Here is a 21,876-nt window from a genome sequence, read left to right as displayed (position 1 = left end):
ATATATTTAGGTTGAAGGCAAAAAAATCTAAATCAAGGAATTAATATGAGTATCTTTAGCTTATGGTTATGGAGTAGATGCTAATGGTTATATGGGAGAATTTTAACAAAGCCGCAGGACTTCCTGAAGATTTTAAGATACATAAATCTACTTTAGATGAGATATATAACTTTAATGAAGCACAATATCAAGACATAAAAGAACAGCTAGGAATTTCTCGCTATTTTACCAATATCGATATGGCTGATACCATAAAACAATACTATAATCAATTTAATCAAATTGTTAATCATACTTTTAATGATACCAATAAAACAAGTTTCACTGAAGCAGATATAAATTCTATGCCTAAGGGAATTAGTGAATTATCATCTAAAACTATAGGTATTATGCCGAAAAATTATAATAAGCTAACAATAACAAACTATTATAATACACAAGAGCAATATAATGAAGCAGAACAATTAGGAATGTTTGGACATATTAATATAGGCTTACAACCATTAAATTTCACTCCGCAAAGTATGCAAACTCAAAATTTAGATAAAGACACTGCAATAGATACTTTTAATCCTGATATGTCAGTTTATCCACAAAATGAAGATGGAAGCTACTCTAAAGAAGCTTTGTTTATGAGTTTTTTAAAATCAACGGGTGTATTGCCAAGAGAAGGTAGTGCAACATTAAATCCTATAGCTAAGTCTTATGCTGAAGCTATGGCTAAAGAAAGCTTTGATGGATCATTAACTTCCTTAGATGACATCATGACAGGCAAAGTAGATTTTGCAAGTTTATTAAAAGGTTATGCACAAGATGGCTAGCTTGATGCAGATATATATGCAATGGATAAAGGGGTTAAATGGCAAAATACAAGCATAGGTTATGGTGGAGCTTGGTTTGATAATCAGTTTAATCAAGCAAAAGCTAATGGTTGGAAAGTAAGCAGTGAAAGTATAAATTCTTTTGCTGATTCTATAGCGGATAGACTTAATAATCTTATAGGACAAACTAGGGTTTAGGAAGTATTAATTTTTTAAGTTTGAAGCAAATTGCTAATAACAAAATAAGATAAAATTAGTATAATTTTTTTACAAAAAAATTTGAAAGGAAATTATGAAAAAAATTATTTTGATTTTTATCTCTTTTTTTGCTTTAAATTTGAGTGCAAAAGATTTGGTTGTAGGAATGGAGCTTGGATATCCGCCTTTTGAAATGAGCGATAAAACAGGCAAAGCAAGTGGAATTAGTGTGGATTTTTTAGAAGCTTTTGCAAAGAAAAACGGCTATAAACTTGTAGTAAAAAATATCGCTTGGGATGGTTTAATACCTGCTTTAAAAACAGCCAAGATAGATCTTATCATGTCTTCTATGACAATTACCGATGAGAGAAAGAAAGTGGTGGATTTTAGCATTCCTTATGCTAAGGCAAATTTGGCTATTTTAGCTCCTTTGGGCTCTGATATTACAAATATCAAAGATTTAGATAAAAAGGGCAAAGTTTTGGCTTTAAAGCGTGGTTCTACAGGGCATTTATATGCGGTTAAAAATTTAAAAAATGCAACTATTAATTTATTTGATAAAGAAAATACTGCTATTTTGGAAGTGATTCAAGGTAAGGCTGATGGATTTTTTTATGATCAACTTACGATTTATCGCACTTGGCAAAAACATCAAGATACAACTAGAGCCATTTTGGCACCTTTTCAAGAAAATCCTGAGTTTTGGGGTATAGCAGTGCAAAAAGGTAATGCAGAACTTAAAAAAGAGCTTGATGAATTTATTGCAGAAAGCAAAAAAGATGGGCTTTTTGATTCTTTAGGAGAAAAATATCTTAAAGATGTTAAAGATACTTTTAAAAAGAATAATTTAGAATTCTTTTTCTAAGAAGGATTTTCCTTCTTAGGTTACAAAGCTTTCCACAAGCCTTTGCACTAGCAAATTCCATCCATCCACTAATACAAAAATTAAGAGTTTAAAAGGTAAAGAGATCATAGTAGGAGGTAGCATCATCATACCCATAGCCATTAAAACTGAGCTTACAACCATATCTATGACTAAAAAAGGTAGGTAGATTAAAAACCCTATTTCAAAAGCAGTTTTAAGCTCTGAAATCATAAAAGCAGGAACTAAAACCGTAAGGGGAACATCATCTATGGTTTTGGGATTGGGTAGATTGCGTATGCGATAAAAAAGGGCTAAATCTTTTTCGCGAGTATTTTTAAGCATAAAATCTTTAAAAGGCTTTGCTCCTTTTATAAAAGCCTCTTCATAGCCTATTTTTTCTGCTAAATAAGGTTTTATACCTTCATTATAAGATTTTGTAGCTACAGGTTCCATGATAAAAAAAGTTAAAATTAAAGCCAAGGTTACTAAAATAGTGTTAGGTGGCATACTTTGCGTCCCCATAGCTTGTCGCAAAAATGAAAATACCACAATAAGACGCAAGAAAGAAGTCATAACAAAAACTATACTTGGAGCGAGTGCAAGTATGGTTAAAACAATCACTATATTTAAAGTAGTAACAAGCTGATTAGGTGTATTGGGTGCACTTAAGCTTAAATTTACTGTAGGGATAGTTGCTTCAGCAGCAAATAAGCTCATGCTTAAAAGTAAAAATAATAATATTTTTTTCAAAATTTAAAAACCTTTTTTTTGTTTTTTATTAAAGAAATTTAAATTTTATCTTTTGATGACTAAAAACTAGTTTAAGGGTATTAGGATTTTAACTTTAAACTGCTAAAATAGTCTTTTAGACTTCTTAATAACAAAGGTAAAAAATGAAAACTTCTATTTTGATTTTAGCGGCAGGATTAGGCACTAGAATGAAATCACAAAAGCCAAAGGTTTTGCAAGAGCTTTGTCAAAAAAGTATGATTTTACACATTTTAAAAAAGGCTTTTGCTTTAAGTGATGATGTAAGTGTAGTTTTATCGCATCAAAAAGAACGCGTTGAAAAAGAAATTTTAGAACATTTTCCAAAAACACAAATTTTAGAGCAAGACTTGCAAAATTATCCAGGAACTGCGGGAGCTTTAAGGGGGTTTGAGCCTAAAAATGAAAGAGTGTTGATTCTTTGTGGCGATATGCCTTTGGTTGAGCAAACAAGTTTGGAAGCTTTGTTGGGTAATAATGCAAAATTAAATCTAGCAGTTTTTAAAGCAAGAGATCCTAAAAGTTATGGTAGAGTGGTGATAAAAAACGATAGCGTTGAAAAAATTGTTGAATTTAAAGATGCAAATACACAAGAAAAAGAGATAAATACTTGCAATTCTGGGGTTTATGTGATTGACTCGAGGCTTTTAAAAGAGCTTTTACCTTTGATTGATAACAATAATGCGGCAAAAGAGTATTATTTAACCGACATTGTAAAACTAGCAAAAGAAAAAGATGTGATGATTAAAGCGGTTTTTGTAGATGAAGATGAATTTATGGGGATTAATGATAAATTTGAACTCAGTATAGCTGAAAATTTCATGCAAGAAAAAATTAAAAAACACTGGATGCAACAGGGAGTGATTTTTCATTTACCGCAAAGCACTTTTATAGGTGCAGATGTTGAATTTGTAGGTGAATGCGAAGTATATGAAAATGTAAGGATAGAGGGTAAAAGTAAGATTATAAACTCTATCATTAAAAGTTCAAGCGTGATAGAAAATTCCATTGTAGAAAATAGCGATGTAGGGCCTTTGGCACATTTGCGTCCAAATTGTGAGTTAAAAAACACTCATATAGGAAATTTTGTAGAATGCAAAAATGCGAAGTTAAATACCGTAAAAGCAGGGCATTTGAGCTATTTGGGAGATTGTGAGATAGATAGTGGAACTAATATAGGCTGTGGGACTATCACTTGTAATTATGACGGGGTAAAAAAGCATAAAACCATCATAGGAAAAAATGTTTTTGTAGGTTCTGATACGCAATTTATCGCACCTGTAAAAATCGAAGATGAAGCGATCATAGCAGCAGGAAGCACAGTAAGTGTTAATGTAGAAAAAGGTGCTTTATTTATCAATAGAGCAGAGCATAAAATGATAAAAGATTATTATTATAAGAAATTTCAAAAATGAAAACCATATTTTTAGCCATTAGTGGCAGTATAGCTTTTTATAAATCTTACGAGCTTATTTCTTTGTTTAAAAAAGAAGGCTTTAGGGTAAAAGTTTTGCTTTCTAATGGTTTGTTAAAATTTGCTAGCAAAATGAGTTTTGAAGCCTTGGCTGATGAGATTTTATGCGAGGAAAATGAAAGTTGGCAAAACTCAAACAATCACATAGCTTTTAGTAAGGATGCAGATCTTGTTTTGTTTGCCCCTGCAAGTGTTAATTCTATCAATAAACTTGCTTTTGGTATAGCGGATAATCTTTTTATCCAAACCTTAATCGCAGCAAATAAACCTCTTATCATAGCTCCTGCGGCAAATACAAATATGTTTCATCATTTTAGCACACAAAATTCTTTAAAGATACTTAAAAAAAATAAAGCTTTGATTATAGAGCCTATTTGTAAAGTTTTAGCTTGTAAAGATGAAGGCGTAGGAGCCTTAGCTGAAGTTAAGGATATTTTCAATATCACCAAAAGAGAACTTTTAAAAGAAAAGTTTTGGTGCGATAAAAGTGTAGTTATCACAGGTGGCGGCACAAGGGAAAGAATCGATGATGTGCGTTGTGTGAGTAATTTTTCAAGTGGAAAAATGGCAAAAGCCATAGCTGATGCTTTTTATTTTTTAGGAGCTAGGGTAAAACTTTTAAGCTCTGTGGAATTTGATACGCCTTATGAGTTTTGCAAATTTGAAAGTTCTAAGGATTTAAAGGAGCTTTTGGATAAAAATTTAAATCATGACTTTTTGATTATGACGGCTGCAGTGAGTGATTTTATCCCTCAAAGTGTAAAAGGGAAAATTAAAAAAAATGAGCATTTACAGGGTTTAAATTTACACCTATCTTTAAATGAAGATTTGCTTAAAACTTGCAAATTTCAAGGTAAAAAGATAGGTTTTAAGATGGAATTTGATTCTCAAAATGCCTTAGAAAATGCGAAAAAATCTTTAAAAGATAAGCAACTTGATATGGTTTGCCTTAATATCATTGATCAAAAAAATTATTTTGGAAGTGATCAAAATGAGCTTTATTTTATCACTTTAAACAATGAAAATAAAAGCACTTTGCAAAGCAAAGAAAAATTGGCATTTGAATTAGTAAAATGGTGTGAAAAATTATGAGTATGATTAATTCTACCTTGCCTATACAAATGAAAGTTTTAGCTAAATCAGGCTATGGACATTATACGCTTTTGTTAAATCACAAAAAGATTCAAACCAAAAGCATGATAGAGCTTGAAATTGGCGCTGAATATTTAGCCGAACTTTATATGCAAAATGGTGGAGTTATACAATTTAAACATCTTTCAAAGCGTCCTAATTTCAAACCTTTTGAAGAGGGATTGGCTTTGATAATCGCTATTTTAGAGGATAAAATTTCTTATAAAAAATTCATCATACAAAATCTTTTAGATTGTAAAGATATAGAGCGTTATCAGATATTAAAAGAAATGCTTTTTGCAAGTTTTGAAAATATTTATCATATTCCTTTTATCTTTGAAAATAAATCTTGCTTATTTCAAATGCGTAAAAGAGCAAAATATTTAGAAATTTACTTATATTTTAGTGTTTTTGGAGCTTTGAAAATTTTGATAGATTCACAAGGTGTTAGTGTTTTTACACCTTTTGCTAAGGTGCAAAAATTTTTAAACGAACATTTAGATTTTAATGTATCACAAGAAAACAAGATTGAACCTTTGTTTGTTTTTAAAAGGCTTTTTGATTTTAAAGGATGAAAAATGAATGAATTAAAACACCTTGCTGTTGTTATGGATGGTAATAGGCGCTGGGCTAGGGCTAAGGGTTTTTTGGCAAAACTTGGATATTCCCAAGGAGTTAAAACTATGCAAAAATTGATGGAAGTTTGCATGGAAGAAAATATTTCAAATTTAAGCCTTTTTGCTTTTAGTACGGAAAATTGGAAGCGCCCTAAAGATGAAATTGATTTTATTTTTGAACTTTTAGATCGTTGTTTGGATGAAGCTTTAGAAAAATTTGAAAAAAATAATGTGCGTTTAAGAGCTATAGGTGATTTATCGCGTTTGGAAGATAAAGTAAGAGAAAAAATTACCTTAGTTGAAGAAAAAACAAAGCATTGTGACGCACTTTGTGTTAATTTGGCTATAAGTTATGGTGCAAGAGATGAAATTATAAGAGCTGCTAAGCGTGTGATTGAAAAAAAACTTGAGCTAAATGAAGAAAATTTAACGCAAAATTTAGATTTACCTTTAGATGTGGATTTGATGCTTCGCGTTGGAAATGCCAAAAGGCTTTCAAATTTCTTACTTTGGCAGTGTTCATATGCTGAAATTTATTTTAGTGAAACTTTATTTCCATCTCTTACCAAGAGAGAATTTAAAAGGATTATTAAAGAATTTAGAAATAGAGAAAGAACTTTTGGAAAATGATATTTTTCATAATAATTCTAGGGGCTTGTTTGGGTTCTTTTTGCACAAGTTTGGCAAGTAGGATAATTGAAAAAAAGCCCTTTTTTATCTCGCGCTCTTTTTGTTTTTCTTGCGATACAAAATTAAAATACTATGAAATTATTCCTATTTTTTCTTATGTTTTTTTAAAGGCAAAATGTCAAACTTGCAAATGTCATTTGCCTATTTCTTTGTTAATTAATGAAATTTTAGGCATAATTTTGCTTATTTTGGCTTATTCTTTAAGTCAAAATTTTTATGATTTTTTATTTTTATCTCTATTTTTATTTAATCTTTTCTTGCTTTCTTTAATTGATATTAAACTCAAAGCCGTACCACAAATTTTACTTTGGAGCGCTTTTTTATTTGCTTTTTTTTGCGCCTTTAGGGAAAGTGAAATTTTACATTTTTTGATTTTTAAAGAGTTTAGCGGAGGTTTTTTGCTAAATGCTTTTAGTTTTGGAGGATTTGTTTTTTTATTAAAAAGTTTGGTTTTTTTTCTAATGAATTTCCGAAAAAAAGATGAAATTTTAGAAAATTTGGGTGATGCTGATATTATCATTATGTCTTGTATAGGTGGAATTTTAGGTTTTGAGTATGGATTTTTAGTATTACTTATAGCTTCTATTTTAACTTTGCCTTTTTTTATTTTTTTTAAAATTAAAGCAATAAAAGAGCAAGAACTTGCTATGATACCCTTTTTAAATATCGCTTTTGTGGCAGTTTTATTTTATAAAAACTTAGGATTATTCTAATGAAGCTTAGTTTAAGATATGTTTTAAATCAATTTTTAAGTACGAATTTGTCTATATTTTTCGTACTTTTTGCTATTGTATCTATGGTGTTTTTTATTCAACTTGCAAAACTTACTTCAAGCATAGAGATTAGTTTTTTGGATCTTTTAAAGCTTTATGGGTTTATGTTGCCTAGAATTTTAATTTTTACCTTGCCTATATCTTTTTTTATTTCTTTAACTTTGGCTTTGTTTAGGCTTTCTAAGGAAAATGAAAGCATAGTACTTTTTACTTTGGGATTTTCACCAATGATTTTGGCAAAATTTTTCCTTAAAATTGCAAGCTTGATTAGTGCTTTTATGCTTGTTGTGGCTTTGGTAATGATACCTATAGTATTTGAACTTCAGGATAACTTTGTAAACTATAAAAGCACTCAAGTGAAATTTAACTACAAAACAGGAGAATTTGGACAAAAATTTTTAGACTGGATGATTTTTATAGAAAAACAAGATAGCGATAAGTATGAAAACATAATTATGTATCGCCCTAAACATAAAGCAGATGATAAAGAACAACTTATCATAGCCAAAGAAGCGCATGTGCAAAGAAAAGATGATAGCTTTGCTTTTAGCTTGAATCAAGGCAAAATGTATAATTTTGAGCAAGGTCAAAGTATTTTTAGTGGAGAATTTGACACTTTAGTAGTAAATACTCAGTTTAATACAGACAATCTTCAAACAAAGAAATTTTATGAATACTGGAATGATTTAAACGAAAATCCACAAAGAGCAAGAGAATTTGTGATTTATACAACTATAGCCTTGTTTCCACTTGCTAGTACGCTTTTTGCGCTTTGTTTTGGTTTGGTTACTTATCGTTATGAAAAAGGCTATGTGTATTTAGGTATGTTTGGAGTGATTGCTATATATTTTGGACTTTTAAGTTCTTTTTCTCAACCTCCAATTTTGGCTTGCCTTGGAATTTTTTCTTTAAGTTTATTTGTTTCGGCTTATTGTTTTAAGAAAATGATTTTGAGTCGTTATTGATGAAAATAAAAATTATATTTTCTTATGATGGCTCTGCTTTTTTAGGTTCTGCTACTCAGCCTCATAAAAAAGGTGTTCAAGATGCTTTAAGTGGGGCCTTATCGCATTTGGGTATTGTTTCACCTCTTTTGATGGCTTCTCGTACAGATAAAGGAGTACATGCAAGCTATGCTGTAGCTAGTGTGGAGTGTGGAGATCATTTTGTAAATTTAGAATATCTTCAAAAACAGCTTAATAAATTTTCCCATCCTTTTATCCATATCAAAAAAATTGAAAAAGTAAAAGATGATTTTGAAGTAAGATTTGATGTAAAAAGTAGAGAATACCGCTATATATTTTCTCATTCTTCTTATAGTCCTTTTATGGCTTCTTATGTACATTTTTATCCTAAATTTGACTTAGATAAGGCTAACGAGCTTTTGGGTTTTTTTGTGGGAAAAAAGGATTTAAAGTTTTTTTGCAAAAGTGGAGGGGATAATAAAACGACTTTAAGAGAAATTTTTATTGCTAGAGCTTATGCTTATAAAGATTTTAGCATTTTTCATTTTAAAGCTAATGGTTTTTTAAGAGGGCAAATTAGATTAAGTGTAGCAAGTGTTTTAAAGGTTTTAGAAGGAAAAATGAGTGAAAAAGAGCTCAAAGAACAGATTGAGGCCAAAAAGCAATATAATCACTTTTTAGCACCACCAAATGGGCTTTATTTAAGCCGTATATGTTATTAAAAACTTTCATAGAAATTAAAGGCCTTTTGGGTTAAAATTTTTCTTATTTCTTCTTGATGTTCTTTACCTTTGGTTTCTAGGGTAATTGAAATCATCGCATCGCCATAATCAAGCTTGGTGGAAAATCTATCATAGTCGATTTTTACTATATTTGCATTGGCTATTTTTAAGCTGTCTGTAAGGTGTAATAATGCCCCAGGTTTATCTACTAAAGTAACATGAATTTGCATTTTTCTATAGGATTTAAATAAACCTTTTTCTATGATGATATTTAGCATTTGTGCATCGATATTGCCTCCGCTTAAAACTACGCCAATTTTTTTATGATTTTGTGTATTTATTTTTTGATGAAGCAGGGTGGCTACACTCGCAGCTCCTGCGCCTTCAACTATGATTTTATGTTTTTCGAGTAAAAACAATACCGCATTAGCGATTTCTTCATCATCAACTTGGATAAAATCATCTACACATTCTAAAATAATGTTAAAATTAATAGGATTTGCATCACGCACAGCAATACCATCGGCTATAGTGCGTACGCTTTTTGCATTTTTGATTTTTTTAGCATGAAAACTTTCATACATTGCAGGAGCTCCTTTGGCTCCAACTCCGATGATTTTAATGTTTGGATTGATTTGTTTAGCTGCACTTGCGATACCACTTATAAGTCCTCCACCTCCAACAGGTGCGATAATCATATCAAGATCGCTTATTTCATCAAGCATTTCAAGCATCAAAGTTCCTTGTCCTGCCATTACAAATTCATCTTCAAAAGGATGAATAAAGCTAAGATTATTTTCTTTAGCATAAGAGGTTGCAAAAGTATAGGCTTCATCAAAATTATCCCCTTTGAGTATCACCTCTGCTCCTAAGGCTTTTGTAGCAGAAACTTTTAAGAGCGGAGTGGATTCTGGCATTACAATAACTGCTTTAATGCCAAATTTTTTTGCACTAATGGCCACGCCTTGAGCATGGTTTCCCGCACTTGCGGCAATGACTCCATGTTGTTTTTGTTCAGCGCTAAGATTGGCTATTTTATTATAAGCTCCACGAATTTTATAAGCACCTGTAATTTGTAAATTTTCATTTTTAAGATAAATTTCACTTTGACAAATATCACTTAAAAAAGAAGAGTATATGAAAGGAGTTTTGTTTACAAACTCTGAAATTTGTTGTTTTGCTTTGTAAATTTTATTAAGCTCTAACACTATTTTTCCTTTGTTTTAAAATGCGGATATTCTAGCATAATGCAACGATTTTGTATAAAATTTATATCTAATTTTTTACATTCTTCTTTGGCTGTTTCATTACTAATACCAAGTTGAAGCCATAGGTTTTTAATATTTTTTTCAACAAGCTTAGGAAGAATTTCTAGTGCCACTTCGCCTTTTCTAAAAAGTATAAGTGTATCGATTTTTTCTTCTATTTGATCTAAATTTCTATAAACTTTTTCATTTAAAATAAACTCTTCTTTAGGATAAATAGGAAAAATTTTATAATTTTTTCTTTGTAAAAATTCTGCTACCCTATAAGAAGCTTTTGTCTTATCTGGGCTTAAAGCAAATATGGCAATATTTTTACTTGCATTTATAATATAAGAGATAGTTTCTTTTTCATTCATTGTTGACCTTTGTTTTGGTATTTTATCTTAAATGATTAAAAAATTAACTAAAGTGAATTCAAAAAATGAAAAAAGTGTTATAATATAGCAAATTCCGAAGTTTAATAAGGAGGGAAAAATGGAAGAATTTTATCCATATACTTTAACAATCCATCTTCTTTGTGCTATTTTGTTTATAGGTTATTTGTTTGTTGATGTATTTGTTTTGGGCGTAGTTAAAAAGAAAAATCCTAATTTTGACAAAAGTCTTTTTAGTGCTACTGGGGTTAAAATAATGCCTTTTGTGGTTCTTTTGCTTTTTTTAAGCGGAGGTGCTTTGGCAGGTTTTCATTTCAAACCTTTAAATTTACTTTTTGCTGTAAAAATTATTTTGGCTTTTGGAATTTTATCTTTAGTTGTTTTTTCTTTATTTTGTCATTTTATATTAAAGAAGAAAAACCCGCTTGGTGCTTTTATCCACCCTTTTGTATTTGTGCTTTGTATCGCGATAGTAATACTGGCTAAATTAATGAATTATTTTTTTATACCTTGCTAAGAAATACTCCACATTCAAGATGTGGAGTATTGGCAAATTGATCAAAAAGAGCAAACTCTTCCACTCTATGTGTTAGGCTTAATTCTTTTAAATTTTCTTTTAAAGTGATAGGATTGCAAGAAATATAAATAATATTTTCATATTTTTTTATTAAGTCAATTACGCTTTTATCAAGTCCTGCACGGGGTGGATCAACTAAAACATGAGAGAAATTAAAATCATCTAATCGAATATCTTTTAAACGAAAAAATTCTCTTTCTTTTTTGATAGCAAGACTTAATTCTTCGCTTGAAAGTCTTGCAAAGTAGATATTTGTTGTATTGTTAAGTTTGCAATTTTTTAAAGCAAAATTAATATTGTTTTTTGAAATTTCAGTGGCTAAAACTTTAAAAAAGAATGGTGCTAAAGCTAAAGTAAAATTTCCATATCCACAGTAAAGCTCAAGTAAATCCATTCTTTTTTGAGTATTTAAAATTTCACACACCCAAGTAATCATTTTTTCATTTATAGCAGTATTAGGCTGAATAAAACAATCGTTGTTAAATTCATAAAATATTTTTCTATCTTGAATATTTAAAGTTTGTCTTAGATTTTCTGTTTTAAAAATAAGTTTTTTGCCTTTACTTCTTGCTATAAGGTTGATATGAAGAATATTGCTTAAATTTTCTAAATTTGACTTTATATCCTCTATATTTTTATGATAGAGTAAGGTTACGCTAAGTTCTTGCTTTGTGGTTAAAAACTCCACGCCAAAAAGTTTTTCTTTTAATTTATTATCTTGACGCAAGTATTCTAGAAGTTTTGGCATAAAAGCACAAATTTTTTCATCAGCAAAATCTAAATATTCTATAATGTACTTTTTTTTGCTTTTTGGATCAAACATTGCATAAAAAAGCGTATCATTTTCATGATAAAATGAAAGTTCAGCTCTTATACGATAATGCTTATCTTTTGAGGCAAAAAGTTTAAAATCCTTTGTATAAAATTCTTTAAAATATTTTTTTATGAAAGAGTGTTTTTCATTTAAAGTGAGAAAATTTCCAAAATTTTCAAGACTCATGGAACTTTCTTTCCGATGAGTCTTAATAAAAGTGCAATAAGTATGAAATTTAAAGGCAAGACAAACCAAACGCTAAGTCCTAAAGATACAGGAATATATCCAGCGATTAAAGAAATACCACAGATAAATAAAGCATAAGGAATTTGTGTTCTTACATGCTCCATATGATCGCATTTTGCACTCATAGATGAAAGGATTACATTATCTGAAATTGGTGAGCAATGGTTTCCAAAAATCGCACCTGTTAAAACGCAGCTTATATTAATAACCATATAATGATGCATAGCATTTGCATCCATACCATTGATTTTAGCGATTTCATGAGCTAAAGGCACAGCCAAAGGCATTAAAATCCCCATAGTTCCATAGCTTGTTCCTATGGCAAAAGAAATGGCTGAAGCAAAAGCAAAAATAGTAGCAGGTAAAATAAACTCAGGCAATTTATCTGCAAGCAAACTAGTGATAAATAAAGAAGTTCCTAGATCTTTTACTATACTTGAAAGCGACCAAGCAAATAAAAGCAATACTATGGTAAAAATCATGGTTTTCCAGCCATATATCCAAGTTTCTACCGCTTCTTTAAGATTGAAAATTTTACGACGCACCCCGATAAAAATCGCTACAATAGCAGCAAACAAAGCAGCTTGGAATAACACCACAGAAGAATCAGCATTTCCAAAAGCAGCCCTAAAAGTTTCAAAAGACAAAGGATTAGCACTTGCTTTTGCAAGTTCTTCGCCTTCTAAAGTGCTAAGTCCATTAAAATAAAATCCTAATATAGCTAAAATGATTAAAGTAAAAATAGGAACAATAGCATCAAAAGCACGAATTTTAATACCTTCTTTTGGTGCTAAAAATTGATCTTCTAATTCAGCAGTATCTAGTGTGCCTGATTTAGGTAGAGGAGCAATTTGTCCTGTGGTTCTTGCACGCACTTCAGCCTTATACATAGAACCAAACTCACGTCCCATGATTGCAGTCATGACTACAAAAAAAAGCATGAAGATATTATAAAAACGATAAGGTATGGTTTCAACAAAAATTCCAAAAGCACTAATATCGCTAATGCCTATGTGTTCATAAGCGGTTTTAATTAAAGAAACTTCTAAGCCTATCCAAGTAGAAATTACAGCTATTCCTGCTACAGGAGCTGCGGTAGAGTCGATAATAAAGGCAAATTTTTCACGAGAAATTTTAAATTTATCCGCCAAAGGACGCATAATTGGACCTACGATCAGTAAATTAGCATAATCATCAAAAAATATTAAAAGCCCTAAAAACCAAGTATTAACTTGAGCTGATACAGCTGATTTGGCTCTTTTGGCAAATTTTAATGCTACAGCTTTTGCGCCACCCATTTTTGTGATAAGCGCCACAAGACCACCTATACAAAGAATTTGTAAAATGATTCCCGCATTTACTGGATCAGAAGTTGAACCTAAGATATAAGAAATAATCTTTGAAAAAGATTCTACTGCAGTATTATAAAAATTTACAAAAGCTAAATGTTGTGCTTTAAAAATATTTGCAGAAAGGCTAAGTAGAAAAGTTCCACTTAAAACTCCAGCAAAGAGTGACAAAATAACATCTTTTGTGATAAAGGCTAAAGCAATAGCAACTAAAGGCGGTATAAGCGTAAAAGCTCCAAATAAATTAGCATTTGCAGCTGCTTCTGAGGAGTTTGCAAATGCAACTAAAGGTAAAAACAATAAAACTAAAAATTTATTCATTCATCTCTTTCTATATAAAATCCATTCCAAGTTTGTGTTACCGGCATAAGCTCGATTTCATTAACATTAATATGGCTTGGTAGGTTAATGATAGACATTACCACTTTGGCAATATCATTAGCACTGATAAATTGCGTATTTTCATACACTGCATCAGCTTTTTGGATATCTCCTTTAAAACGCACTTCACTAAATTCAGTTTTGCAAAGTCCTGGAGCAATGTTTGTTACTTTGATATTGCTTCCTCTAAGATCATTTCTTAAGGCCAATGAAAATTGTCCTACAAAGGCTTTGGTTCCACAATACACATTGCCTCCAAAATAAGGATTGCGTCCCGCAACCGAACCTAAGTTAAAAATATAAGCATTTTTTTGTTTACGAAGTATAGGAATAACAGCTTTTGCAACATATAAAAATCCTTTGATGTTTGTATCAATCATAGTGTTAATATCTTCAAGGTTTAATTTATCAAATTCATCTACCCCTAAAGCTAAACCTGCATTATTAAAAAGCACATCAATTTCTTGAAATTCTTTGGGTAAATTTTCAATAGCCTCAAAGATTTCTTTTTGATTTCTTACATCTATGCAAAGCGTGTAAATCTTATCTTTGTGAGCATTTTTTAACTCTTCTAGACGCTCTTTGCGTCTAGCAAGGGCGATTACTTTATAGCCTTCTTGTATAAAAGCTTCAACGCAAGCTCTACCAAAACCTGAACTAGCTCCTGTAATAAATGCGGTTTTCATTCTAAACTACCTCCGTAAAATAGATTTTCGTTTGCTTTTAAACCCAAGCTTTTTAGATAATCAGCATTTTCTTTTTTACCTGCTGATAGCGCAAAGTCGAGTGCATTAAAACCAAGATCATCAACAGCATTAAAATTTACTCCTTTTGAAATAAGAAGTTTTAAAATTTCAACATTTCCATAGGCCGCAGCATGCATTAAAACATTTTTTGAAGTGTGCTCTAGAGCGCAAAATGTAATAAAATAAGGCGTATTTGAACCTATGTTCGCACTTAATGCTAATTTTTCATTGTTATTAATATATTTTTGATTAACATTTGCTCCATTATCAAGAAGTAGTTTTATGATATCAAGACGATTAAACTCTATGGCATAAAAAAGTGGGGTTTTACCAAAGGCATTGGCTTGATTAACATTTGCTCCATTTTGGATTAAAAAGTTTGTATTTTCATAATTTTCCAATGCATAAAAAATAGCACTTTCATAACCTTCGTCAATCCTAGCACCAAAACGAATCAAAAGTTCTAAAATTTCTTTTTCTCTTTGATTTAAAAGCGCTGCTTGCAAGGCTATAGTAAGATCATCTTGACTTGGATTATTTGAAAAAATAAAATCTTGTATATAAGATACTGAATAATTTTTATTTGACATGATTTTTGCTAAAGGACTAATGTCTTTGTAAATTTTTGTTTCACCAACAGCCCAATTTAAAAATTCGTTTAAGGCATTGCTAGTATAGTAAATATTACTACCTTTGTCAAAATTAAAATTACTTTCAAAATACTTTTCTAAAGGTTCTATAGCATTGTTATATTCTTTCCAAAAAGCTTTGTAAAGTCTAAAATTTCCTATACTTTGATATGCCCAATATCTAAAATAAGATTTTAAAATATCATATTTTTTTTCTAAATTTTCGGGTGTATCTAAAGTTTTTTGATAAGCGATGGGATCGATAGCTATTTTTAATAATAAAAAATCAAATTGTTGTAATTTGGGCAAATAAGCCACACCATTACAAGAGCTATTGCTTCCGCGAATTTCATTGGAAATCGCATAGAGTTTTTTTGTAAAATCTTGATTTTTTAAAGATTCTTTACAGCTTGAAGCTATATTTAAATAATCTAAATTTGAACTTTCATTTAGCAATGTTTTATTATTTTTAATGTTGTCGCAGTTAATGGCATCGCTAGCCATTAAACTTGCAAAACAACAAAAGGAAGTGAATAATAACTTCAATATTTTTCCTTTGAAAATTTTAATTTTGTTATTTAATCCAAATAAGTATTAAATTTGAATTAATTTTCAAGTTTGAAATTTTCAATCTCATTGAAATTTAAATATCTATAGATATTTGCCTTATGCTCATCACTTAGCTTTTCGCTGACAATTTGTAAATATTCTTCCTTGTTTGGAATTTTACCCAAAATCGCACAAACTGCTGCAAGTTCTGCACTGCCTAAATATACTTTAGCGCCCATTCCCATACGGTTGTCAAAATTTCTTGTAGAAGTTGAGAAAACTACAGCTCCATCATTTACTCTAGCTTGATTACCCATACATAAAGAACAACCAGGAACTTCTATTCTAGCACCTGCTGCGCCAAAGATGCTGTAATAACCTTCATTAGTAAGTTGCGCTTTATCCATTTTTGTTGGAGGTACTACCCAAAGTCTGGTTTTAAGTATGCCTTTATCTTTTAAAATTTCTCCCAAAGCTCTATAATGTCCTATATTTGTCATACAAGAGCCTACAAAAACTTCATCTATATTTTTTGGACGCTTATCATCGGCTAAAATTTCACTCAAAGTCGCCACATCATCAGGGTCATTTGGACAAGCTAGGATTGGCTCTTTAATGTCGTTAAGATTAATATCTATAATATAAGCGTATTTTGCATCTTTATCTGCTCTTAAAAGAGTAGGGTTTTTAAGCCATTCTCTCATTTTTTCAGCCCTTCTGGCAAGGGTAGCTTTATTTTCGTATCCTGCTTCTATCATAGCTTCAATTAAAGAGATATTGGATTTGATATATTCGCTTACACTTTCTATGCTTAAATCCACACTGCAAGCAGCTGCAGATCTTTCAGCACTTGCATCACTAAGTTCAAAAGCTTGTTCGACTTTTAAGTTTGGCAAGCCTTCTATTTCTAAAATTTTTCCTGCAAAAATATTTTTCTTATTTTTCTTTTCAACGGTAAGTTGTCCTTGTTTGATTGCATAATAAGGTATAGCATTAACCAAATCTCTTAAGGTAACTCCAGCTTGTAATTCCCCACTAAAACGCACTAAAACACTTTCAGGTACATTTAAAGGCATAGAACCAGTAACCGCAGCAAAAGCCACAAGTCCACTTCCTGCAGGGAAAGAAATTCCTATAGGAAAACGCGTGTGAGAATCCCCACCCGTTCCTACGGTATCTGGCAATACAAAACGATTAAGCCAAGAGTGGATAACCCCATCACCTGGTTTTAAACTCACCCCACCACGACTTGTCATGAAATTGGGCAAGGTTTTATGTAAATTTGAATCGCTTACTTTTGGATAAGCAGCTGTATGGCAAAAGCTTTGCATTACAAAGTCTGCATTAAAACCTAGGCTTGCAAGTTCTTTAATTTCATCTCTAGTCATAGGACCTGTGGTATCTTGAGAGCCTACAGTTAAAGTCATAGGTTCTATATACATACCTGGACGCACACCTTCAACTCCACAGGCACGACCTAGCATTTTTTGAGCTAAGGTATAACCACCGCTTGAAGATTTAGGTTGTTCAGGTTTGGTAAAGATATTTTCACTTTCCATTCCTAAAAATTCTCTAGCCTTAGCACAAAGCCCACGACCTATGATAAGTGGGATTCTTCCTCCTGCTCTAACTTCATCTAAGAGAGTGTTTGGACTGAGTGTAAATTCTGCAATTGTAGAGCCATTTTTTATGATTTTTCCCTCATAAGGATGAATTTCAAACTCATCGCCCATTTCTAAGTTTGTTACATCACAGATGATAGGTAAAGCCCCACTATCTTGAGCAGTGTTAAAGAAAATCGGTGCTATGGTTGAACCCATTACTATTCCACCGCTGTGCTTGTTTGGTACCCCTTCTATTTCTTTTCCTAAGTGCCATTGTATAGAATTTATTGCTGATTTTCTACTCGAACCTGTTCCTACAACATCACCTACATAAACCACTTCGCGACCGCTTTTTTTAAGCTCTTTGATTTTTTCTAAGGATCCTGCTTGTCTTACCTTTAGCATGGCATTTGCATGCAAAGGAATATCGCTTCTTGTAAAAGCATCTCCTGCAGGGCTTAGATCATCGGTATTTGTTTCCCCTGCTACTTTAAAAACTATACATTTAATCACTTGAGGTAATTTTTCTTTTTTGTTAAACCAGTCCGCATTTGCCCAGCTTTGTAAAACTTCTTTAGCGTGTGGATTGTTTTTGCTAAGTTCAGCTATGGTATGAAAATTATCATGAACAAAAATAATATTTTTCAACACTTCTGCAGAATCTTTGGCTATGTTTTCATCTTTTAAGGCATCGATTAAAACTTTAACATTATATCCGCCTAGCATAGTTCCAAGCATTCTTAAGGCTCTTTTTTTGTCTATATTTGGAGCACTGATTTTGCCTTTAAGTATAGAATCTAAAAATTCACATTTTACTAAAGCTGCATCATCAACACCAGGATTTACTCTATTTTCTAAAAGATTTGAAAGCTCTTCATTATTTTCATTTTCAAGTAATTTACAAAGTTCTCTAGTTTGATTTGCATTTAAAGGAAGGGGTGGTATACCCAAAGCGGCTCTTTCTTCAACAAGTTTATTGTATTCTTGCATAAAAGACATTTTCTACTCCTTAAATATTTTTTATTATAATTGTAGCTCTTTGAAGGATAAAAAATGTTTAAAGTTTATTATAAAATGCCTTTATGTTACCTATCTTTACATAGCGATGGAAAATTTTTAACTAGAGTCGATTTTTGTGATAATAAAAGATCAGAAAAAAATTGTAGTTTGCTTGACTTAGTAAAATATGAACTTGATTTATATTTTACTCATAAGCTTAGAAAATTTAGCATTCCTGTTTTGATACAAGGTACAGATTTTGAATCAAAGGTTTATAAGGCTTTAATGAAAATTCCTTATGGCAAAATAGCTACTTATAAAGATATAGCAGAAAAAATTAATCATCCCAAAGCTTTTAGAGCTGTCGGAAATGCAAATTCTAAAAATCAAATTCCTATTTTTATACCTTGTCATAGAGTTATTGCAAGCAATGGCATAGGAGGATATAATGGAGGGCTTGAAATAAAAAGATTTTTGCTTGAAAATGAAGGAGTGAATTTAAAATAAGCTTGGGGTTTGATTTTCTTTGTTTTCAAATTCTTGTTCAAAAATATCATAATTTTCAAGAATTAAACAATATTTAAAATTTTTTAATTTTCTTAAATCTGAAAGCTGATTATAGGAAAAATCACAAAATAAAGAATTTTTAGAAGCAATTTTAAAGTCTTTTATGTTTTTAAATTTTTCTTTCCAGAATTCAAAGGTATTTTGGTTGTTGCTTACAATAAACGCTTGAGAGCTTGAACCAAAAGGAGTGATTTCAAATTTATCATCAATAAAATAAATTTTAAAATCATCAATCTTATTAAAGTCAAATATTATTTTTTGACTTTTTTCTTTTAAAAAAGAAATAATTTTTGCAAAACTATTTGCGTAAAAAAAAGGCAAATTAAGATTTTTAAAATATAAATTTTCACAAATCAAAGTTGTAAAAAAGAAGCTAGATCGCGATAATAAGGTAAAATTAGCATCTTTTAGACTATGAGAATAGGCACAAAGTTTATTTAAGTAATTTTCTTCACAGTAGCAAAAAATTTCACCCTTTTTTGCTTTGATTAGTTTTTCAAAATCAGCAAAAATATTTCCTTTTAAAATGTTAAAATAAAAAGCCTTGCAAAGACTTAGTTCGTAAGATTTAAAAAGTAAAAATTCATATTCTTTATCTTCACAAAAAAAGCGTAAAAATCTTACAAGAGCTTGTTCTAGATTTTCTACTCTAAAGTAAAAAATTTCTTTATCTTCAATAGTAATGTCATTTTCTGTAATTATGGCATAAGCGCCTTTTTTTATAGCTTGGGCAATTTCTTTTTTATCGTTATTAAAGAAGGCAAAGCCTGCTTTAAGTTCGTTTAAATTTATGACAAAACCTTCCACGCTTAAAACGCTACCTTCATGAATGAGTGTCGCGTTTAAAAGTTCACCTAAATTGCTAATTTGCATATTTTAGCCTACTAAAGAACCGTTTTGCACAAGTTGTTCAGGGGTGATTAAAACAAGTTTATCTCCGCTTTTTGCAGAAAGTATCATACCATCGCTTTCATGTCCAAAAATTTTAGCTTTTTTGAGATTGCTTATAATGCAAACTTGTTTACCGATTAAATCACTGGCTTTATAGTGTTTTGCTATGCCTGAGAGTACTTGACGGATTTCTTTATCGTCAAGTTCGAGTTGAAATTTCAAAAGTTTTTCACTCCCTTCTATATTTTGACAATCAAGCACCTTAGCAACTTTGATTTCAATTTTTGCAAAATCATCGATTTTTATTTTAGAACTTTCTTCTTTTTTAGTTTCTTGTTTTAAAAGAGCTTTTTCTACTTTTGGAAATAAAGTTTCGCAAGGATTTGCTTTAAAATCTAAAAGTTCATTATCAAGTATCATTTTTGCGTAATTTGTAGATGAAATTTCAAAATTTAAAGCTAAGGCCACCTTTTGACAAGACTTTGGTAGAGTAGGGCTTAATAAAAGGCTTGTTTTGGCTAAAATATTTGCACAAAGTGCAACTAAAGCGTTAGCTTGTTCGTGTTTGTTTTCTTTGATTAAATTCCAAGGTTCGTATTTGCTAATGGCTAAATTTGCTACGCTTAAGGCTTTAAAAAGTTCTTCTAAATAACGATTACACTGCAAGTTTTCTAAAAATTCTACCGCTAAATTTAAGTGTTCTTTTGCTTGATTTAATTCAGCATTGTAAAATTTTAAAACACCTTCTTTTGAAATATTTCCTTGAGAATATTTTGTACTCATACCTATAATGCGATTAAGTAAATTCCCAAATTCATTGCTTAGTTCAGCATTGATACGATTTATCAGCATATTTTCGCTAAAATCCCCATCATTACCAAAAGGTACTTCTCTAAGCAAGAAATATCTAAAAGCTTCGCTTCCATAGGCATCAACCACTTCTTTAGGTTTTACAACATTGCCTTTAGATTTGCTCATTTTTTCGCCTTCTTTAGTCCACCAGCCATGTGCACCTATAAATTTTGGCAAAGGTAAATCTACGCTCATTAAAAAAGCTGGCCAATAAATGGCATGAAAACGCAAAATATCTTTTCCTACTAAATGCACATGCGCAGGCCAAAATTTAGCATTTTCTCCCTTGCTTTGAAAATCAAGAGAGCTTATATAGATAAAAAGTGCGTCAAGCCATACATAAATAATATGTTTATCATCATTAATTTCTTGAGGCAGTTTAATCCCCCAATCAAAACTTGTTCTTGTAATGGAAAGATCTTTAAGGCCGCTTTGGACAAAATTTATAAGTTCGTTTTTTTTGTTTTTTGGTAGGATGGGATCTTTTTCTTCATACCATTGTAAAATTTTATCTTGGTATTTTGAAAGTTTAAAAAAATAACTCTCTTCTTTTAAAATCGTAGTGTTTTTGCCACAATCTGGACAAGAACAATCATTGATAAGCTGACTTTGAGTAAAAAAGCTTTCGCAAGAAATACAATAGTGTCCTTCGTATTCATCTTTATAAATATCGCCTTTTTGCCACATTTTTAAAAACATAGCTTTAACAAATTCAATATGCCTTGTATCAGTTGTTCTTGCGTAAATATCATAGGTGATTTCAAATTCATCCCATAATTTTTTAAATTCAAAACTGATTTTATCAGCATATTCTTGAGGAGTGGAATTTCTTAGTTTGGCAGCTTCTTCGATTTTTTGTCCATGCTCATCTGTTCCTGTTAGAAATCTTGTTTCATGTCCTTGCAAACGATAAAATCTTGCTAAAGTATCGGCTATGATGGTAGTATAAGCATGACCTAAATGAGGCACATCATTTACATAATAAATTGGTGTTGTAATATAACGCATT

The 21,876-nt window shown here is 30.8% G+C and carries 20 protein-coding genes and 1 pseudogene; 11 read left to right on the top strand and 10 right to left on the bottom strand.

Annotated elements, in window-relative coordinates; translation table 11 throughout:
- Nucleotides 1–52: 52 nt before the first annotated feature.
- A pseudogene (locus tag ELQ09_RS04550) lies at nucleotides 53–1,019 on the top strand (hypothetical protein); the annotation flags it as partial.
- A 94-nt stretch (nucleotides 1,020–1,113) separates the two neighbouring features.
- The gene (locus tag ELQ09_RS04545; protein WP_134263802.1) at nucleotides 1,114–1,884 is read left to right on the top strand and encodes a transporter substrate-binding domain-containing protein; all 771 of its coding nucleotides are present in this window, start codon (nucleotides 1,114–1,116) and stop codon (nucleotides 1,882–1,884) included.
- A 15-nt stretch (nucleotides 1,885–1,899) separates the two neighbouring features.
- On the opposite strand, the gene fliP is transcribed toward ELQ09_RS04545, so the two are convergent.
- Nucleotides 1,900–2,634, bottom strand: a complete 735-nt coding sequence (fliP, locus tag ELQ09_RS04540; RefSeq protein ID WP_002852529.1) for a flagellar type III secretion system pore protein FliP — start codon at nucleotides 2,632–2,634, stop codon at nucleotides 1,900–1,902.
- A gap of 143 nt (nucleotides 2,635–2,777) precedes the next feature.
- On the opposite strand from fliP, the gene glmU reads away from it, so the two are divergent.
- The 7 genes from glmU to truA are packed head-to-tail and all read left to right on the top strand — an operon-like array spanning nucleotide 2,778 to nucleotide 9,024.
- Nucleotides 2,778–4,067: a bifunctional UDP-N-acetylglucosamine diphosphorylase/glucosamine-1-phosphate N-acetyltransferase GlmU gene (gene glmU, locus ELQ09_RS04535; protein ID WP_134263801.1), complete on the top strand. Its 1,290-nt coding sequence runs from the start codon at nucleotides 2,778–2,780 to the stop codon at nucleotides 4,065–4,067.
- A complete protein-coding gene (gene coaBC, locus ELQ09_RS04530) occupies nucleotides 4,064–5,218 on the top strand; it encodes a bifunctional phosphopantothenoylcysteine decarboxylase/phosphopantothenate--cysteine ligase CoaBC (protein WP_134263800.1) in 1,155 nt (384 codons plus the stop codon). The genes glmU and coaBC overlap by 4 nt, the downstream gene beginning before the upstream one ends.
- Nucleotides 5,215–5,832, top strand: coding sequence for a hypothetical protein (locus ELQ09_RS04525; protein WP_002892499.1), 618 nt, complete (start codon nucleotides 5,215–5,217; stop codon nucleotides 5,830–5,832). The genes coaBC and ELQ09_RS04525 overlap by 4 nt, the downstream gene beginning before the upstream one ends.
- A 3-nt stretch (nucleotides 5,833–5,835) precedes the next feature.
- Nucleotides 5,836–6,504: a polyprenyl diphosphate synthase gene (gene uppS, locus ELQ09_RS04520; protein WP_002852565.1), complete on the top strand. Its 669-nt coding sequence runs from the start codon at nucleotides 5,836–5,838 to the stop codon at nucleotides 6,502–6,504.
- Complete coding sequence (locus ELQ09_RS04515; protein ID WP_070317194.1) at nucleotides 6,501–7,277, top strand: A24 family peptidase; 777 nt, start codon at nucleotides 6,501–6,503, stop codon at nucleotides 7,275–7,277. Before uppS ends, ELQ09_RS04515 begins: the two co-directional genes overlap by 4 nt.
- Nucleotides 7,277–8,302: an LptF/LptG family permease gene (locus ELQ09_RS04510; protein ID WP_002856798.1), complete on the top strand. Its 1,026-nt coding sequence runs from the start codon at nucleotides 7,277–7,279 to the stop codon at nucleotides 8,300–8,302. Before ELQ09_RS04515 ends, ELQ09_RS04510 begins: the two co-directional genes overlap by 1 nt.
- Entirely contained in the window at nucleotides 8,299–9,024 is a 726-nt protein-coding gene (truA, locus tag ELQ09_RS04505; protein ID WP_072225843.1) for a tRNA pseudouridine(38-40) synthase TruA, read from the top strand. Before ELQ09_RS04510 ends, truA begins: the two co-directional genes overlap by 4 nt.
- Here the strand turns inward: truA and ilvA are convergent.
- Both ilvA and ELQ09_RS04495 read right to left on the bottom strand, forming a co-directional pair.
- Nucleotides 9,021–10,232, bottom strand: a complete 1,212-nt coding sequence (gene ilvA, locus ELQ09_RS04500) for a threonine ammonia-lyase (RefSeq protein ID WP_134263799.1) — start codon at nucleotides 10,230–10,232, stop codon at nucleotides 9,021–9,023. The two genes, truA and ilvA, sit on opposite strands and share 4 nt — an antisense overlap.
- Nucleotides 10,232–10,645 (bottom strand): CoA-binding protein, encoded by a 414-nt coding sequence (locus ELQ09_RS04495; RefSeq protein ID WP_002877179.1) that lies wholly within the window; start codon nucleotides 10,643–10,645, stop codon nucleotides 10,232–10,234. The genes ilvA and ELQ09_RS04495 overlap by 1 nt, the downstream gene beginning before the upstream one ends.
- A 118-nt stretch (nucleotides 10,646–10,763) precedes the next feature.
- On the opposite strand from ELQ09_RS04495, the gene ELQ09_RS04490 reads away from it, so the two are divergent.
- The gene (locus tag ELQ09_RS04490; RefSeq protein ID WP_002856751.1) at nucleotides 10,764–11,180 is read left to right on the top strand and encodes a membrane protein; all 417 of its coding nucleotides are present in this window, start codon (nucleotides 10,764–10,766) and stop codon (nucleotides 11,178–11,180) included.
- Here ELQ09_RS04490 and trmA read toward each other — a convergent pair.
- Genes trmA through ELQ09_RS04465 form a run of 5 tightly spaced genes read right to left on the bottom strand, consistent with a single transcriptional unit; the run spans nucleotide 11,167 to nucleotide 18,557 of the window.
- Nucleotides 11,167–12,240: a tRNA (uridine(54)-C5)-methyltransferase TrmA gene (gene trmA, locus ELQ09_RS04485; RefSeq protein WP_134263798.1), complete on the bottom strand. Its 1,074-nt coding sequence runs from the start codon at nucleotides 12,238–12,240 to the stop codon at nucleotides 11,167–11,169. The genes ELQ09_RS04490 and trmA overlap by 14 nt on opposite strands.
- Nucleotides 12,237–13,970: a Na+/H+ antiporter NhaC family protein gene (locus ELQ09_RS04480; RefSeq protein WP_002857112.1), complete on the bottom strand. Its 1,734-nt coding sequence runs from the start codon at nucleotides 13,968–13,970 to the stop codon at nucleotides 12,237–12,239. The genes trmA and ELQ09_RS04480 overlap by 4 nt, the downstream gene beginning before the upstream one ends.
- The gene (locus tag ELQ09_RS04475; RefSeq protein ID WP_002872837.1) at nucleotides 13,967–14,716 is read right to left on the bottom strand and encodes an SDR family NAD(P)-dependent oxidoreductase; all 750 of its coding nucleotides are present in this window, start codon (nucleotides 14,714–14,716) and stop codon (nucleotides 13,967–13,969) included. The genes ELQ09_RS04480 and ELQ09_RS04475 overlap by 4 nt, the downstream gene beginning before the upstream one ends.
- Nucleotides 14,713–15,951 carry an ankyrin repeat domain-containing protein gene (locus ELQ09_RS04470; RefSeq protein ID WP_134263797.1) on the bottom strand — a complete coding sequence of 413 codons (1,239 nt, stop codon included), beginning with the start codon at nucleotides 15,949–15,951 and terminating at the stop codon, nucleotides 14,713–14,715. Before ELQ09_RS04470 ends, ELQ09_RS04475 begins: the two co-directional genes overlap by 4 nt.
- 59 nt (nucleotides 15,952–16,010) lie before the next feature.
- Nucleotides 16,011–18,557 carry a bifunctional aconitate hydratase 2/2-methylisocitrate dehydratase gene (locus ELQ09_RS04465; RefSeq protein WP_134263796.1) on the bottom strand — a complete coding sequence of 849 codons (2,547 nt, stop codon included), beginning with the start codon at nucleotides 18,555–18,557 and terminating at the stop codon, nucleotides 16,011–16,013.
- A 54-nt stretch (nucleotides 18,558–18,611) separates the two neighbouring features.
- Between ELQ09_RS04465 and ELQ09_RS04460 the strand changes: the two genes are divergently transcribed.
- Nucleotides 18,612–19,064 (top strand): methylated-DNA--[protein]-cysteine S-methyltransferase, encoded by a 453-nt coding sequence (locus ELQ09_RS04460; RefSeq protein WP_002866952.1) that lies wholly within the window; start codon nucleotides 18,612–18,614, stop codon nucleotides 19,062–19,064.
- Here ELQ09_RS04460 and ELQ09_RS04455 read toward each other — a convergent pair.
- Complete coding sequence (locus ELQ09_RS04455) at nucleotides 19,056–19,997, bottom strand: hypothetical protein (protein WP_134263795.1); 942 nt, start codon at nucleotides 19,995–19,997, stop codon at nucleotides 19,056–19,058. The genes ELQ09_RS04460 and ELQ09_RS04455 overlap by 9 nt on opposite strands.
- A 3-nt stretch (nucleotides 19,998–20,000) precedes the next feature.
- The gene (gene metG / locus ELQ09_RS04450) at nucleotides 20,001–21,875 is read right to left on the bottom strand and encodes a methionine--tRNA ligase (RefSeq protein WP_134263794.1); all 1,875 of its coding nucleotides are present in this window, start codon (nucleotides 21,873–21,875) and stop codon (nucleotides 20,001–20,003) included.
- Between the last annotated feature and the right edge of the window lies 1 nt (nucleotide 21,876).

Origin of the sequence: Campylobacter sp. CH186, from assembly GCF_004378925.1 — a bacterium.
Taxonomy (GTDB): domain Bacteria; phylum Campylobacterota; class Campylobacteria; order Campylobacterales; family Campylobacteraceae; genus Campylobacter_D; species Campylobacter_D jejuni.
This window is presented reverse-complemented; position numbering and strand designations above follow the sequence as displayed.